This is a genomic window from Streptomyces bacillaris (assembly GCF_003268675.1).
Taxonomy (GTDB): Bacteria; Actinomycetota; Actinomycetes; order Streptomycetales; family Streptomycetaceae; genus Streptomyces; species Streptomyces bacillaris.
This window is the reverse complement of record NZ_CP029378.1, coordinates 1-15,873: the sequence shown is the minus strand read 5'-3', so window position 1 is coordinate 15,873 and position 15,873 is coordinate 1. Positions and strand designations below refer to the sequence as shown.

16 protein-coding genes and 4 pseudogenes are annotated in these 15,873 nt (G+C 70.1%); 18 read left to right on the top strand and 2 right to left on the bottom strand.

Annotated features, from left to right (window positions below):
* Positions 1-163: 163 nt before the first annotated feature.
* Together DJ476_RS34345 and DJ476_RS00080 are read right to left on the bottom strand one after the other, a co-directional pair.
* Positions 164-439 carry a hypothetical protein gene (locus tag DJ476_RS34345; RefSeq protein WP_146066259.1) on the bottom strand — a complete coding sequence of 92 codons (276 nt, stop codon included), beginning with the start codon at positions 437-439 and terminating at the stop codon, positions 164-166.
* A 35-nt stretch (positions 440-474) separates the two neighbouring features.
* Positions 475-979, bottom strand: a pseudogene (locus tag DJ476_RS00080) (transposase family protein).
* Between the two features lie 210 nt (positions 980-1,189).
* Here DJ476_RS00080 and DJ476_RS00075 point away from each other — a divergent pair.
* From DJ476_RS00075 to DJ476_RS00005, 18 genes and pseudogenes are all read left to right on the top strand, one after another.
* Positions 1,190-1,753 carry a P-loop NTPase family protein gene (locus DJ476_RS00075; RefSeq protein WP_112489477.1) on the top strand — a complete coding sequence of 188 codons (564 nt, stop codon included), beginning with the start codon at positions 1,190-1,192 and terminating at the stop codon, positions 1,751-1,753.
* An 805-nt stretch (positions 1,754-2,558) separates the two neighbouring features.
* On the top strand, positions 2,559-3,272 hold the full coding sequence (locus tag DJ476_RS00070; RefSeq protein ID WP_167480355.1) for an urease subunit gamma: 714 nt from the start codon (positions 2,559-2,561) through the stop codon (positions 3,270-3,272).
* Positions 3,273-3,334: 62 nt separating this feature from the next.
* A complete protein-coding gene (locus DJ476_RS00065; protein ID WP_103421810.1) occupies positions 3,335-5,251 on the top strand; it encodes an urease subunit alpha in 1,917 nt (638 codons plus the stop codon).
* Positions 5,252-5,299: 48 nt separating this feature from the next.
* Entirely contained in the window at positions 5,300-5,974 is a 675-nt protein-coding gene (locus tag DJ476_RS00060) for an urease accessory protein UreF (protein ID WP_103421798.1), read from the top strand.
* A gap of 54 nt (positions 5,975-6,028) precedes the next feature.
* Positions 6,029-6,730, top strand: coding sequence for an urease accessory protein UreG (gene ureG / locus DJ476_RS00055; protein WP_112489476.1), 702 nt, complete (start codon positions 6,029-6,031; stop codon positions 6,728-6,730).
* A complete protein-coding gene (locus tag DJ476_RS00050) occupies positions 6,727-7,542 on the top strand; it encodes an urease accessory protein UreD (RefSeq protein WP_103421800.1) in 816 nt (271 codons plus the stop codon). The genes ureG and DJ476_RS00050 overlap by 4 nt, the downstream gene beginning before the upstream one ends.
* A gap of 357 nt (positions 7,543-7,899) precedes the next feature.
* Positions 7,900-8,214, top strand: a complete 315-nt coding sequence (locus DJ476_RS00045) for a hypothetical protein (RefSeq protein ID WP_112489475.1) — start codon at positions 7,900-7,902, stop codon at positions 8,212-8,214.
* Positions 8,211-8,663, top strand: a complete 453-nt coding sequence (locus tag DJ476_RS35980; protein ID WP_404827432.1) for a tail fiber domain-containing protein — start codon at positions 8,211-8,213, stop codon at positions 8,661-8,663. Before DJ476_RS00045 ends, DJ476_RS35980 begins: the two co-directional genes overlap by 4 nt.
* A gap of 249 nt (positions 8,664-8,912) precedes the next feature.
* Positions 8,913-10,542: pseudogene (gene istA / locus DJ476_RS00040) on the top strand (IS21 family transposase).
* On the top strand, positions 10,539-11,333 hold the full coding sequence (istB, locus tag DJ476_RS00035; protein WP_103421802.1) for an IS21-like element helper ATPase IstB: 795 nt from the start codon (positions 10,539-10,541) through the stop codon (positions 11,331-11,333). The pseudogene istA and the gene istB overlap by 4 nt, the downstream one beginning before the upstream one ends.
* Before the next feature lie 171 nt (positions 11,334-11,504).
* Entirely contained in the window at positions 11,505-11,888 is a 384-nt protein-coding gene (locus DJ476_RS00030; RefSeq protein WP_103421803.1) for a hypothetical protein, read from the top strand.
* Positions 11,889-11,989: 101 nt separating this feature from the next.
* Positions 11,990-12,472 carry a hypothetical protein gene (locus DJ476_RS35260; RefSeq protein WP_318294241.1) on the top strand — a complete coding sequence of 161 codons (483 nt, stop codon included), beginning with the start codon at positions 11,990-11,992 and terminating at the stop codon, positions 12,470-12,472.
* A gap of 62 nt (positions 12,473-12,534) precedes the next feature.
* The gene (locus DJ476_RS00020) at positions 12,535-12,795 is read left to right on the top strand and encodes a hypothetical protein (protein WP_162638569.1); all 261 of its coding nucleotides are present in this window, start codon (positions 12,535-12,537) and stop codon (positions 12,793-12,795) included.
* Positions 12,796-13,033: 238 nt separating this feature from the next.
* Complete coding sequence (locus tag DJ476_RS34340) at positions 13,034-13,330, top strand: hypothetical protein (RefSeq protein WP_162638567.1); 297 nt, start codon at positions 13,034-13,036, stop codon at positions 13,328-13,330.
* 81 nt (positions 13,331-13,411) lie between these two features.
* Positions 13,412-13,702, top strand: coding sequence for a hypothetical protein (locus DJ476_RS35255; RefSeq protein WP_318294240.1), 291 nt, complete (start codon positions 13,412-13,414; stop codon positions 13,700-13,702).
* Between the two features lie 116 nt (positions 13,703-13,818).
* Positions 13,819-13,983: pseudogene (locus DJ476_RS35250) on the top strand (helix-turn-helix transcriptional regulator); the annotation flags it as partial.
* A 104-nt stretch (positions 13,984-14,087) separates the two neighbouring features.
* Positions 14,088-15,416, top strand: coding sequence for a hypothetical protein (locus DJ476_RS00010; RefSeq protein WP_318294917.1), 1,329 nt, complete (start codon positions 14,088-14,090; stop codon positions 15,414-15,416).
* Between the two features lie 244 nt (positions 15,417-15,660).
* Positions 15,661-15,873: pseudogene (locus DJ476_RS00005) on the top strand (telomere-associated protein Tap); the annotation flags it as partial.

Here is a 15,873-nt window from a genome sequence, read left to right as displayed (position 1 = left end):
CGCTGGTGACACCGGAAGGAGGGTCTGCTGGTTTCCGCTGCGGTGCGGCGCGGCTCTGAGCCGGGGGTTGCGCGGTTGGCGGAGCCGGCGGCGCGGAACGAGAGCCTGAGGTGGGAGAGCGACTGCCTGAGTCGGCCGCCGGTGCCTCGAAGACACTCAAGGGCTACAGCTGCTGAGCGGTGGGTGTGCTGCGGGTGGTGCGCAGGTGGGCGGGTGCCCCGGGCGCGGTCGCTGGAGCAGGGGACTTGAGGGTTGCGTCGTGGGCCCGGGTGCGGGGTGTGGTGATCGAGCGGGGCGGGTTGCCGGTGTCGGGCCGGTCCTCGGTGGCGTCCTCGGGATGGTCCGCGGTGGGTGGGGTTGGGGACTTGGTGACGCACCCGTTGAGGTCGGCCGGTGCCGGGGGCGCCGGCTCTTGGGGCTGCCGGTGGGTGCGCCTCATTGGTGGCTGCCCCGCCTGGCTGTCAGTGAGCGTTTTCAGCGTTGCCGCTCCAGGGTGAGAACGGCTTTGGCGGTGACGGTCATGCGGTTGGGGCTGATGCGGGATCTGCGGAAGATCTGGCATGCCTTCAGCCGTGCCATGCCGGGTTCGACCGGTGATCTCGCCGCGGCCAGGGCGCGGTTGACGGTTCGCTGGGTGGGGGTGAGTTCGCCGCCCGGTGGCCGTTTGAGCCCGGTGGTGAGCCAGGGGCCGGCGCCCTGGTAGGCGCGGTCGGCGAGGATCGGGACGCCCTGGTGTTCGGAGATCCGGATGATGCGGTGGGTGCGGGCTGCGGTGAGGTCGTGGGTGCGGCCTGGCAGTGAGGGCGAGATCCACAGCACCTCGCCGGGTGTCGTGGTGGCGGAGGTACACGAGAGCGACGAGCGCGCGCTGGTGCGGCGGGAGTTTGCACCGCCGGTCACCCTCACGGGTGACGATGAGCATCGTGTCCCACTCGACCAGGGCATGCGGGAGGTCGAGTGCGGCAGGACAGGGAACCAACAGGGCTCCTGTGCCGATGGGTTGAGACTTCGAGCACCTGCCCCAACGGCACGGGAGCCTTGTACGTTGCGGCCCTCACCTCGACCTGACCGGCGTCACTCGATCAGTGGCCAAGCTGAAAACGCTCGCTGAGAAGCCCGTCTGTGCTCAGCCCTCATCGGGATGCGGCGACACACGACGAACGGTTGATTGGGGCTGGGATGAGCATCCGTGACTGAGGCCGCGCGTAACACCGTGGGCACCAAGGACACGCGTCTGATCGTGGTCCGCGGGAACGGCGCCTCGGGCAAGTCGTCCGTCGCGGCCGGCCTGCGCGAGAAGTTCGGCCGCAACCTCGCCTTCGTGGGCCAGGACAACCTCCGCCGGATCGTGCTCCGCGAACGCGACCGGCCCGGCGCCGCCAACATCGGCCTGATTGACCTCACCACCCGCTACGCTCTCGACAACGGCTTCCACGTAGTCGTCGAAGGCATCCTGTATGCCGACCACTACGGCCCCATGCTCCAGGGCCTGGTGCGCGTCCACCGCGGGGTCTCACGTTGTTACTACCTCGATGTGCCGTACGCGGAGACGTTGCTACGGCACGCGACGAAGCTGGATGCCGCGTACCTCCAGCAGGTCACCCCCGACCACCTCAGCGACTGGTACCGGGCTAAAGACCTGCTTCCCGGCGCCCTGGAGACCGTCATCGGAGCGGACAGCTCCCTGGAGAATACCGTCGCGCAGATCCTGCACGAGAGTGGTCTGGACGAGATCGCCCCGATTGACCGCTGAGCCCGCAACCGGCCCCCTGCTCGCCACAGGAACCGGTGACGGCGCTGGCCCGACCCAGTCTGTGCCGCGCGGCAGTGCACGACGGGTGTCGACCAGGAGTCCAGCGCATCTGTCGGTTCTTGACGCTGTCACCCGTTGCTGTGGTTTCCCAACGCGTGGCGTGCCGCGGCAAGGAGTCCCCCCGCCCCTGGGGGGAGATGGGGCAGCGCGTTCCGGTGGGCCCGTGCCGTACGCGGCGCGGTGGCGGGGCTCCTGGGCCGTGACGGCGGGGCGACCGTCCCCGCCGCCCGGTATCTGGCGCGCTCGACGTCGATCTCGGTGACGTCCGCCTCGGCGACTCTGTGGCCTTCGCCGGACCGCTCTTGGCCTGCACCGTCCTCGACCTCGCGGCGGCGACGCCGCGACCTGCTGCCCGCTCGCCGAGAGGCTGCAGGCACGGCTGCGGATTGCCCAGGCCGACGTGCACCTGCACGCCCGCCTCCTCGCCGCATATCTGGCCGACTGTCCGCCCCGTACCCCGGACCCTCACACCGCTCCGGATCTCAACGTGCTGTCAGCTCCCCTTCCATGGTGATCACTCATTCGGGTGCACCGTGCCCGGTACGCGGTTTCGGCTCTGTCGGCGTGATCATGATGGATCCACGTCGAGTTGGGGCTGAGTGGCCAAAGGGCGATGCCCGTGCTGCGCCAAGAGCACCGGAAGCATCGCCTGAGAGCTTCCGGGACCGTGGATGCGCGTGGCCGTGTCCCCTGCTCGTGGCCCAGGGCAGGAGTCCTGGGCGGAAGCCGATGCAGGGAAACATCTGTGCACCTCACCCCACACGAGCAAGAACGCCTGATGATGCACGTGGCCGCCGACGTGGCGGAGAAGCGCCGGGCCCGCGGAGTGCTGCTGAACTACCCGGAGGCCATGGCGCTGTTGATCGTTCATGTTCTCGAAGGTGCCCGGGACGGCAGGACCGTGGCCGAGCTGATGTCGTCCGGCCGCAAGGTGCTTTCCCGGGAGGAGGTCATGGAGGGCATCCCCGAGATGATCGAGAACGTGCAGGTGGAAGCCACGTTCCCCGACGGCACCAAGCTGGTCACCATCCACGGCCCGTTCCCGGAGGCAGGCCAGGACGAGGAGCGGGCCACCTGTCCGGGGAAGGTCGACTTCTCCCCCGTGAGGGGGGACGAGTGGGTGGTCTTCAACGAGCGCAACAGGCAGCTCGGTGAGGTGACGGAGCTGATGGTCGCCAATCCGACCGACCGGCCCGTTCAGGTCGGCTCTCACTATCACTTCGCCGAGGTCAACGACGGGCTGGAGTTCGTCCGTAAGGAAGCGTGGGGCAGGCGTCTGAACGTCCCCGCCGGCAGTTCGGTGCGGTTCGAGCCCGGCATCACCGAGAAGGTCCAGCTCGTCCCCATCGAGGGCGCCCGGGTGGTCCACGGTCTGCGCGACAGGGTCGAGGGCCTGCCCGAGAAGGTCAACGGCTCGCTCGACAAGGTCAAGGGCTCGTTCGCCAGGGAGCAGATGTGAGTACCACGGTTCAGTGCCCCGACTGCTCCTGCTGCTCGGAAGAGCCGACGGCCTTCGACCCGTTGACGCGACCGGCCTATGCGGACCGCTTCGGGCCGACGACCCGTGACCGTATCCGCCTCGCAGACACCGCTCTCAGCATCAGGATCGAGGACGACTGGTCGGGAGGCCCCGGCCGCAGCGGCAACGAGATGGTCTTCGGCGGCGGCAAGGTGATCCGCGAGTCGATGGGACAGTCCGTCGTGTCGCGCGACCCGGCGAACTCCAAACGCGGGAAGCCGGCCGGCTCCGCGACGGCGAGCCCCCCGGACACCGTTATCACGGGGGTTGTCGTTCTGGACCACTGGGGCATCGTCAAGGCGGATGTCGCCCTCCGCGACGGGAACATCGTCGCGCTGGGCAAGGCGTACAACCCCGAGACCATGAACCCCCTCCATGAGGACGCGATGCCTCATAACGGGATCGGTCCCCGGCCCACCGACTTCGTCATCGGTCCGGACACCGAGGTCATCTCGGGCAAGGGCAGGATCCTGACCGCCGGCGGGATCGACACGCACGTCCATTTCATCTGCCCCGACCAGGTCCGCGAGGCGCTCGCGGCGGGTGTCACCACGCTCATCGGCGGCGGTACAGGCCCGGCGGAAGGCAGCACGGCGACCACGGTCACTCCCGGCTCCTGGCACGTCAGCCGCATGTTCGAGGCGCTGGACAGTGCGCCGGTGAACATCGGGCTGCTCGGCAAGGGCGCCACGATGTCGAAGGAGTCGATGCTCGCCCAGGTCGACGCGGGTGTCCTCGGCCTGAAGATCCACGAGGACTGGGGCGCCACGCCGGCGGTCATCGAGCGGTGCCTGGAGGTGTGTGAGGAGACCGGGGTCCAGCTCGCCCTCCATGCCGACTCGCTGAACGAGGCCGGGTTCGTCCAGGACACCATCGGCGCCATCGGCGGCCGCTCCATCCATGTCTTCCACGTCGAGGGCGCCGGAGGCGGCCACGCCCCAGACATGATCAAGATGGTGAGCGAGCCGAATGTGCTGCCCGCCTCCACCAACCCCACCCGTCCGCTGACCGTCAACACGGTCAAGGAGCACTTCGACATGGTGATGGTCTGCCATCACCTCAACCCGAAGGTCGAGGAGGACCTCGCCTTCGCGGACTCCCGGATCCGGCCCTCCACGATGGCCGCCGAGGACATCCTCCACGACCTCGGCGCCATCTCGATCATGTCCTCGGACGCCCAGGCCATGGGCCGTATCGGCGAGATGATCATGCGTACGTGGCAGACCGCCCACGTGATGAAGGTCCGCCGTGGCTTCCTGGAGGAAGACCGGCCGCGGGACGAGCCGGAGAACGGTCCGAAGGCGGAGTCTCCGCGGGGTGAAGGGGCGGTGGACACGACCCCGGAGGCTCAGCCGCCTCCGGCGGACAACCGGCGCGCTCGTCGGTACGTCGCGAAATACACCATCAACCCGGCACTCGCCCAGGGCATCGACGCCGTCGTCGGCTCCGTGGAGACCGGAAAGCTGGCCGACCTGGTCCTGTGGGAGCCGAAGTTCTTCGGCGTCAAACCACACATGGTCATCAAGGGCGGCCAGATCGCCTACGCGCAGGTCGGCGACGCCAACGCCTCCATCCCCACCCCCCAACCCGTGCTGCCCCGCCCCATGTGGGGGGCCACCGGCCTGGCGCCCGGCTCCCTCTCCTACAACTTCGTCACCGAACGCGCCCTCGGCAACGGCCTGAGCAAGCGGTCCACGCTGCGCAAGCGGTTCAAGGCGATCGCCGACACGCGCGGCGTCAAGAAGGCCCACATGAAGGAGAACCACGCCACCCCTCACGTCCGCATCGACCCCGACACCTACGACGTCATCATCGGCGGAGCGAAGGTGACGGACGTGACGACCTACGTCGACGACCACATCGTCGATCGCGCGTATGTCACCGAACTCCCGATGGCTCAGCGCTACTTCCTCTTCTGAGCTTCCCCGGAGCGCAGCGAGCCGAGCCGTCAAGCAGAGGAATGAAGAATGAACCTTGCCGCGCTGCTCATCCTGGCCGACGGGCGGTTTCCCGCCGGAGGCCACGCCCACTCGGGCGGTGCCGAACCGGCGGTCGCGGCCGGCCGGATCACGGATGCCGGCACGCTGGAGGAGTTCTGCCGGGGGCGGCTGCACACCGCCGGGCTGGTCGCGGCGGCGCTGGCCGCCGCGGCCGCCACCGGTCACGATCCCCTGGCCGTGGACCAGGCCGCCGACGCCCGTACCCCCGTGGCCGCCCTGCGGAACACCGCCCGCAAGCTGGGCCGGCAGATGATGCGGGCGGCCCGCGCCACGTGGCCGTCGGCCGAACTCGACGCGCTCGCGGCGGCCCTGCCACGGGGCGCGCACCAGCCGGTGGTCCTGGGCGTGGCCGCCCGGTCGGCCGGACTTGACCCGCTGGATGCCGCCTACGCGGCGGTGTACGAAACCGTCAGCGGACCGGCCACCGCCACGGTCCGGCTGCTGAGCCTGGACCCGTTCGATGCGAGCACCGTGCTCGCCCGCCTGGCACCGGAGCTCGACCGCGTCGCCGCAGCCGCCACCGCGTCGGCCCAACGCATCGCCGAAGAAGGAGTCGACGCCCTGCCCGCGGCCTCCGCGCCGCTGCTGGACATCAGTGCCCAGCAACACGCCACCCGGACCGCACGCCTCTTCGCCTCCTGACGTCGGTACCGGGACACCACACACCGACAACGAGACACCACACAAGGAAACCGGATGCACCTCGACCATGATCTCGACGGGAAGTTCCCGCACCGTCACACCTACAGCGCCCCATCCACCGAGCGCCCCGACGGCACCCGCCGCGCGCTGCGCATCGGGCTCGGCGGGCCCGTCGGCTCCGGCAAGACCGCCACCGTCGCGGCCCTGTGCCGGACCCTGCGCACCGAGGTGTCCATCGCCGTGGTCACCAACGACATCTACACCCGCGAGGACGCCGACTTCCTGCTCCGGCAAGCGGTCCTGCCGCCCGAGCGTATCCAGGCCGTGGAGACCGGCGCCTGCCCGCACACCGCGATCCGCGACGACATCTCCGCCAACCTCGAAGCCGTCGAGGAGCTGGAAGAGACGACTGGCCCCCTCGACCTGATCCTGGTGGAGTCCGGCGGCGACAACCTCACCGCCACCTTCTCCAAGGGCCTGGTCGACGCGCAGATCTTCGTCATCGACGTGGCGGGCGGCGACGACATCCCGCGCAAGGGCGGGCCCGGCGTCACCACCGCCGACCTCCTCGTGATCAACAAGACCGACCTCGCCCCCTATGTCGGCTCCGACCTGGAGCAGATGGCCCTGGACGCCAAGAAGCAGCGCGGTGAACTCCCCGTCGCCTTCACCTCACTCAAGGAGGAAGGCGGCGTCAAGGCCGTCGCCGACTGGGTCCGCGAACACCTCACCGACTGGGCCGCAGGCTCCGCATGACCTCCGCCACCGCACCCGCCGCTCCGACAGGCCACGGCACGGCCGCCTTCGGCGTACGAGCCACGGCACGCATTGCGGCCGCAGCCCGGGCCGGCGGCACCGTCCTGCCCGTTCTCGACGGCGACGGCCCCTTCGAACTCCGGCGACTGCGCTCACGGGGCTCCGAGGCGCGGGTCTGCATCGTCGGGGCCATGAGCGCTCCCCTCGGCGGCGACCGCCTGCGCATCGAGGCCACCGCCCAGCAGGGCGCCGCCCTCCACGTCACCTCCGCGGCCGCGACCCTCGCCCTGAGAGGCCCCACCACAGCACATGCCACATACGACGTGCACCTGTCCGTGGAGGACCACGCGGAACTCCGCTGGGGGCCCAAACCCCTGATCAGCGCCGCCGACAGCAATCTGCGGCAGACGTGGACGATCGACCTCGCCCCCACCGCACGACTCGTCCTGCGCGAGGAGCTGGCACTCGGGCGCACAGGTGAACCACCCGGCCGCGTGACCACCCGGCTCACCGTCCGCCGCGGCGGACGAGTACTCCTCGACCAAGCGGCGGACTACGGGCCGGGAGCCGTCGGCTGGGACAGCTCGGCCGTTCTCGCCCACCACCGGGCAACCGGCCAAATCCTCATCGTGGACCCCAGCTTCGCCCCGGAACCACCCACCTCCCAGGCCCTGACCGAAACCTCGCAGGACGGACTGGCGGTCCTCACCCCCCTCGTAGGCCCCGCGGCGCTCATCACCGCCGTCGCCCCTGACGGCCTGCGTCTACGCCACCTCCTCAACACCGCCCACAGCACCCGCCTGTCCCTCTGATCCGACCAAAGCCTCCGGGCTGTCCAAGCGCAGGGATGTTCGTCACCCGACCTCAGGGGGACGCACTGCGGTGCCGAACTATGTCCCGGCTGGACGACGGAGGCTTCCTGGATCCTGGTGGCCGCCGTACGAGTCGGTGGCTGTCTGACCCACTACGTGCACACGTGGGATCAGCTTCGGGTGTGGAGGATGGGGTGCCGGTCAGAGTTCCCAGTCCACCGGGCCGAAGGTGTCTTACCTCCGGCCCCACGCTCGCGAACTTGCCGCCGTAGTTGGCGAAATCTACGTGCCCTTTGGGGCATTGGGCCGTTAGGGGTGTCGCGGACGCACTTGGCGTCCCGAACGGAGGGATGTTTGATGTCCACGAAGCGCGTTGCCCGCCGCTTGCTGGTACTGGCAGCTACGGCGGCCACCGGTACGGGTGCGTTGAGCGGTCCGGCCGTCGCGAGCACGAACATCCTGGCGGTCGGCAACGCCGCATACGACACCACGATGATCAACAAAGGCCGTGAGATCACGGCGGTCGGCGTGACGACCTACAGCAGCGGGGTGGGCAACGGTCTGGTCCAGCTTCCGGCGAACAGCCCGCAGAACCGCGGTGGCGGAGGCAGCCTGCTCTTCTCGGACCGTGCACTGAAGACCGACGTCACCGCAGTGGTCTGGGAGCGATGAGCTACCGGCGGTTGCAGGGCTCCCTGAGCAGGATGTCGTCCCTGGTCAGGGTATGCCTGCGGCGGAATGCTTCTGCGGCTGGTATGGCGTCCGGTGCTGTGTCGGGTGCGGTATGCGGTAGCGATCCGGTCAACGGCTACCAGGTCCTGGAACAGGTGGTGCAGCTACCGGTCAGCACGTGGCGATACCACTGGGACCCACCACACGTACGCCACCTGGGCCCTATGGCGCAGGATTGGTGGAAAGCGTTCGGAGTCGGTGAGAACGACCGGACGATCTGCTGCACTGACGCCAACGGCGTGGCCATCGTCGCCATCCAGGCACTGCACCGGGAACTGACCGAACTACGAGGCGAAGTCGAGGCTCTACGCGCCGAGAGTCCACGCCAGGCACACCCGAGGCGTGCACCTGCGCACATGACATCTGAAAAGGCCGCAGACCAAGCGTAGGAGCACCTTGGACTGCCCAAGCACCGACTCAGCAGCACGGGTGCCCACTGATCTGGCTTCGTTCACTTCAAGCGCAGCGTTTGTCTGCTGGTTTGAGCAGCAGTTGGTGATCTTGAGGCTCGTGGATGTTCACGAGAAATGGCTCTGGCTCAACTTCTGTGACGCGGCCACTCTCCGTGACTGTTGGGCCTCTTCGAGCTGTGGGTGAAGTCGCCTGAAAATGATCGCTGGGCAACGCAGTTGGGCTGAATGTTCAGGGCCGTGGAAGAGGTCCTGCTCCGGTTGAAGGAGTTGCTGTTCCCCTCGATGCGGGAGCTTGAGCGCAAGCATGGTGTGACGTGGCGGACGGTGCGGAAGGCATTGGACTCGTCCTGGCCGGAGCCGCGCAGGAGGCTGCCGCCGCGGGCGACCGGAGTGGACCGCTACAAGCCGGTGATCGACGAGATCCTGCGGGCGGACCTGGACGCGCCGCGCAAGCAGCGCCACACGGTCACCCGGATCTTCCACCGGCTGGTCGAAGAACACGGCGCCGACGTCTCCTACGGGATGGTCCGCTACTACGTCGCGGCCCGGAAGCCCGGGATCCTGGTCGAGTCGGGCAAGGCCCCTCTGGAGGCGTTCGTCCCCCAGTCCCACCAGCCCGGTCACGGGGCGGAGGTCGACTTCGGCGACGTGACGATCCGCCTCGTCGGCGAGCTGGTGACCTGCTACCTGTTCTCCTTCCGCCTGTCGTATTCCGGCAAGGCCGTGCACCGCGTGTTCGCCTCCTGCGGCCGGGAGGCATTGTTCGAAGGTCACGTCCACGCGCTGCGGACGCTGGGCGGAGTTCCGCGAACCCAAGGTCCGCTACGACAACCTCAAGGCGGCCGTCGCCCGCGTGCTCGGGCTGAGCCGGGCGAGGGTGGAAGCGGACCGGTGGATCGCCTTCAAATCGCACTACGGCATCGAGAGCTTCTACTGCCGCCCCGGCATCGAAGGCGCCCACGAGAAGGGCGGCGTCGAGGGCCAGATCGGCTACTTCCGCCGCAACCACTTCGTCCCGGTCCCCGAGGTGTCCTCGCTCGCCGAGCTGAACGAGATGGTCGAGCAGTGGGACCGGCAGGACGACGCCCGCCGGATCGGCTCCAGGTCCCGGACCATCGCCGAGGACTTCGCGCTCGAACAGCCGCTGCTGATGCCGCTGCCGGAGGAGCCGTTCGAGACCGGGCGGTTGTTCACCCCGCGAGTCGACCGCTACGGCCAGATCCCGGTCCGCATGAACCGCTACTCGGTCCCCATCCGGCTGATCGGCAAGCGGGTGAGGGTCATCCTTCACGCCTCTCACCTGGTGGTTTACGACCAGAACGTGGAGGTCGCCCGGCACGAGCGGCTGATCGCCAAAGGCGCCGTCCGCCTGGAGCTGGACCACTACCTGGAGGTCCTGGTCCGCAAGCCCGGCGCCTTCCCCGGCTCAACCGCTCTCGAACAGACCCGCTCGGCGGGCAAATTCACCCCGGTCCACGACGCCTGGTGGACCCAGGCCATGAAGACCCACGGCGAGCGGGACGGCACCCGCGCGCTTATCGAGGTGCTGCTGTTCGGACGCCACATGCCGCACGAACATGTCGTCGCCGGCCTGGCCGCAGCCCTGCGGGCCGGGGCCATGACCGCGGATGCGGTCGCGCTGGAGGCCCGCAAGGCCGCCCAGGCCGAGACCGAGCCCGCACCGGATAGTCGGGCCGTCGGCCAGGCGCCGGCGACGGTGACGTCCCTGCACGAGTGGCGCCTGGCGCATCTTCCGCCGGACACCAGGCCGCTGCCCTCGGTGTCTCACTACGACCAGTTGCTCCGACGCCGCCGCACCAGTGGCAGCGGCCACCGTGAGGGAGAAGCGCAGTGACAATGCCCCGCCAGCGAGGCTTGACCGAGCAGGCCGCCGACGCCGCGATCGACTCCGCCTGCCGCTTGCTGCGGCTGCCGTCGATCCGCAACGAGTTCTCCGACATCGCCGACCGGGCGATGAAGGACCAGATGACCTACCGCGGCTTCCTCGCTGAACTACTGATGGCCGAGTGCGACGACCGGGCCCGCCGCCGCTCGGAGAGGCGGATCAAGGCGGCTGGCTTCCCCCGGGAGAAGTCCCTGCGGTCCTTCGGCTTCGACGCCAACCCGAACATCGACCCGGCCACCATCCACACCCTCGCCAGCTGCGAGTGGATCAAGAAGAGCCAGCCCCTCTGCCTGATCGGAGACTCCGGCACCGGCAAGTCCCACATGCTCATCGCGCTGGGCACCGAGGCCGCAATGAAGGGCTACCGCGTCCGCTACACACGCGCGAGGAAGCTGGTCGATGAGCTGGTCGAGGCCGCCGACGAAAAGCAGCTGAACAAGACGATCGCCCGCTACGGTCGTGTCGATCTGCTCTGCATCGATGAACTCGGATACATGGAACTCGACCGCCACGGCGCCGAGCTGCTCTTCCAGGGCCTGACCGAACGCGAGGAGAAGAACAGCGTCGCCATCGCCTCCAACGAGTCGTTCGGCGGCTGGACGAAGACCTTCACTGACCCCCGCCTTTGCGCGGCCATCGTCGACCGGCTCACCTTCAACGGCACCATCATCGAGACCGGCACCGACTCCTACCGCCTCGCCAGCACCCGAGCCCGAACCGAACAACCCGCAGCGGGCTGACCCCTGAAACCGCTGGACCGCTGGTCAGGGCACCTGTCAGGCTCCGCCTCGTGGAGATACTCGATGTCCTGACCAGCATGGCGAAGACAGGTCGGCTGGGCCCGGTGTTCAGCGGAGCCGACTGGAACGATGTGACCGCGGCACTCGGCGAGCCGTGGGACATTCGGAACAATGAGCCGGAACAGAAAGTGGCCGCGGCTCTTCGCCTACGGAGACCTTGAACTGAGTGTCTGCCGCTGCCGCAAGGTCTCCCTCATCTGCGTCCAGACCTGGCGTGACGTCGTCGAGCTCCCCCCGTCGGCTGTCGGGGGAACGGGCACCTTCCCGGCAGGGCTCAAGCACGCGGACGTCGTTTCCGCCTTGGACAAGACCGGCTGTTCCTGGGAGCCCTATCCTCCGCTGACCTTCGGCGACCAGTGCTCGCTCACGGCGATCCCGTCAGGAGCGAACTTCACCTTCCAGATCCCCGAGGGCGAGGAACCCGTGCTGAACGTCATGGGCCTGCCCGGCGACGGACACGACTGCTCCTCACGGACTCCCGGCCAAGATCACTGACGCGAAGCGCCGTCAGAACTCGTGAACATTCATCGTCCCAGAGATCGCTAACCGCCGCTCAAACTGGTCGACAAACGCTGTCACTGAAGGTGAACGAAGCCATGCTGAACTTCCCTGCCCCTGCTGATGCGCGTGAGCCCTGGGAGGGCGAGGGCGAGGCCCTGGCCGTGGCTGCGGAGGCGGGCCTGCGGGCGGCGGCGTGGGTGCGGTCCCTGCCCGGCCCTGCGGTGGCTTGTCCGATTGGGAGCTGGCTCGCCTGGGAGCTGCCCGAGGCGATCGAGACGGCCATGGGGAGCCTGGACCCGTCCGACGAGGACGCCATGGGGCCGGACGGTGTGGTGGTCCCGGGCCGGGGCGGGGTGACCGAGGAGGTGATGGAGACGCTGATGGCGGTGCCGTGCGTGCTCTCGGAGGCGGACTGGCTCTCTGCGGAGCAGCAGCTCCGCCTGGTGGCGGTGGCGTCCGTGGCCGCCGGGTGCGTGCGGCTGGTCGTGACCGATGCGGGTACCGCGATCCTGCACGGGCTGCTGGCCCGGATGTGCGCTTCTCTCACCTACGCCTCCCGGCCCGACGCCGCCGGGTGAGCACGGTGCCCTCGCCGGACCGGCACCGGCAGCCCGGGTACTGGGCCAGTCGCGATATGCGGGTGGCGGAGACGCTGTGGCTCGGGGCCCAGCGGGAGGGCGACGAGGTGGCGGAGATGTTCGCCGCTCTGCCTCCGAAGGGCATGGTTGAGGCGGTGGAGCGGCGGGACCGGCCCCAGGACTGGCGCCCTCTGCTGGAGGAGCTGACCCGCCACTACGCCCCGCCTCCCCGTCGGCCGGGGCGGCGGAGCGGCACGGTGATGCGGGTACGGCCTCTGTCCGCTCGTCCAGGCCGCCTGGCCGACGTCGTCATGCGCGGCTGATCGCCGCTCTGGCCGAGCTGGTCGGCGCGTGCGCGGAGGCGGCGGGCCGGGTGTACGGGCCGGTGGCCGCCGCTCCGCCCGGCCAGGAGCGGGTGGAGGCCTCCGTGGTGTTGTGTGCCCGGGTCGGCCGGGACGCCGTGGGGCTGCTGGACCTGGCCCGTACGCAGGACGCCGCCCCGATGGCCGGCCCCCGGGGCGGGGGAGTGGGGGAGCGCCCGGCGTACGTACGCAGGCGGCGGTGGGCCGGGCTGCCGGGGAGGGCCCGGCGGGCGAGGGAGCGGCGGTCGCCGCGCGCTGGCGGACCGACCCGCAGCAGGCCGCCGCCCTCGCGCAGGAGCTGGCGGCCGACGGCGAGTTCACCGCCGGGGAGATCCTGGACCAGGCGGTGGACGCCGCCGTGCTGGAGGCTCTGCTGACGCTGCGCCGGGCCGGTACGGTGTCCGTGTCCGATCCGGGCGCGGCGGCCGGGCTCTGCCTGCACGCTGTGCCCCATCTCGCGCTCGCGGCTGCCCTGGCCGGTGCCGACGCGGATTGACCCGCTGAAGGCTCCTGTCGTCCAGGGGTCGAGCCCCACCAGTGGGTAAGGCGGGAAGTCCCCGCCGGAGGAGGTGGCGCTGTGATCGTCCGTTTCGTGGGCGGCCCGCTCGCCCAGCGCGAGCTGGAGACCACCGATGCCCCGCGGTTCGGGGGCTGGTTCGCGGTCGGCGCCGAGCTGGCGCTGTACGTACCGGTCCACCGCGACGCCGTCACCGGGTGGTCGTGGCGGAGGTACGGGACACCGGTCCGCGCAGCCGGTAACGGCAGCCGGTACGGCGCGGGCACGCCCGGGGCGCCCCGGGCGTGCCCGCGCCGTACGGGATCGAGCCTCGAGCCCGGCCCCGTGGGCTGTGCGCCGCAGCCACCGTGACGGCTGATGTCCGCCGGAAGGGGCACCGGCTCACCTGTCGAAGCAAATGTAAAACTCAACGCCAAAGTCGATGTATATTCGAGGGGTGATCTTAAGGACGAGTAAGGAGTGCGCGCATGTCTGAGCTGTTCGACGGGGTCGATGCCCTGCTGGCCCGCCGGTCCGACCTCCCCCCGCCCGCCGAGCGCGAGCGGCTGCGGAAGGCCGGCCGGTACACGCAGCAGGAGGTGGCTGACGCCCTGGGCGTCACGCGCGCCACCCTGGTCAACTGGGAGAGCGGGAAAACCGAGCCGCGCCCTCCGGCACGTGCCGCGTACGCCCGCCTCCTCGACGGCCTGGCCGCCCGCCACCCCGCCCGACACCCGCACCGGAGCCGGAGCCGGTGGTGCCCGCCACCTTCACCCCCGCCCCGCCGCCGACCCCCGCCCCGACACCCGCCCCCGTACCGGCCCCGGCGCCGGTACGGGAAAAGCCCCGCACCCGTACCGCCCCGGCTTCTTCGCGGCGCCCCGCAGCGAAGAAGGCCGCCCGCCCCGCCGGCCCCGCCCGTTCCGACTTCCCCAACGGCCCGGTGGGCGTGCTGGACGGCGACGGCACCCTCTACTGCGCCGACGGCCTCTACCTGGAGTGCCCCGCCACGACCGTGCCCGACCTGGTCGCCTGGACCCTCTCCGAAGCGAGCCTCGGCGGCCCCAAGCTCCACAAGTGGGGCAAGCCCTCCGACCCGCTCATCGTGCTGACCGCCTCCGCCGCCGAACGTCTGGGCCTGCCCGCCCGCCTAGCGGACCGCCAGGGCCTGCGCCTTCCCGAGTCCCACCAGGTCCTCAAGCAGATCGCCCGCGCGAAGTGGAAGGTGACCCGCCGCGGATTCGGCCCCTGGCCCCGCATCTACCGCCCCGCCGTCAACGGCGAGCGCCAGTGCGTCCAGCTCGCCGTCCTGCCCTGGCACGCCCTGGAATCGCGTGCCTGGCCCGGAGCCGAGCACCTTTCCCCGCCCGACCTCGCCCAGCTCCTCACCGTCTACGCCCGTCTCGTGACCACCCCGCGCGGCTCCGCCGCCGTGACCGGCCTCGAACTGATGACGATGCTCCGCCCGCCGACGAAGCCGGTGAAGCAGCAGGCCACCGACGACGACGGGAACCCGGTCGTCGACGAGGCCGGACAGCCGGTCACGGAATGGGTCTCCGCCCCCGTCCCCGGCTCGCTCACCGCCCCCGTCGACCCCGCCCCGCCCGAGGCCCCCGACGACCACCCCACCGCTGCCGCCCTCTACCCGAGGACCACGACCGCACCCCGCCGAAGTCCTCCGCGAGGAGGCCTACGACTGGGTCCGCGACCTGGACCTCCTCACAGGGGAAGAGGTCACCCGCCCGTGGGCGGTCGGCATCGACATCAACACCGCCTTCCTCAACGCCGCCGCCCGCCTGCGCGTCGGGCTCGGCCCCGCCACCCACCTGGTCCGCCCGAGTTCGACCCGGGCCTGCCCGGCTCCTGGCTGGTCGACCTCTCCCACATCCCCGCCGACCCCCGCCTGCCCTCCCCCTTCACCCCCGACGGCATCCACCCCACCGGCCCGGCCTGGTACGCCACCCCCACCGTCGCCTACGCCGCGACCCTGGGCCCCGTCACCCCGATCGAGGCGTACGTACGCACCACATACGGCCCTACCTCGACCCCTGGTACAACCGGCTCTCCACCGCCTACAAGACGGTGATGGCCGAGATCGGCATCACCCGCGGCATGCCCGAGGACGCCTACCTCGACGCCATGGCCATGCACCAGATCCTCAAGAGCGCCGACCCACCGACCCCCGCACCGCCCGGGCCCTGCCCGACCGCCTCACCACCACCTACAGCCACCTCGCACCCGGCCTCGCCACCCTCACCGACACCGAGCTGCGCGCCGAGATCGCCCACCACCAGCGCCAGGAGACCATCCTCGCCGCGATCAAGAGCACCGTGAAGAACGGCCTCGGCAAGCTCCAGGAACGCGCCCAGCACGTCGACCACGAGTTCGGCGCCCCCTGGCCCGCCCTGGACCGCCCGACCTGGCGCCCCGACATCCGGGCCGCCGTCATCGCCACCGCCCGCATCGACCAGCACACCAAGATGGCCGCCCTGGCCGACGCCGGCCACTACCCCATCGCCGTACTCTCCGACTGCGCCGTCTAC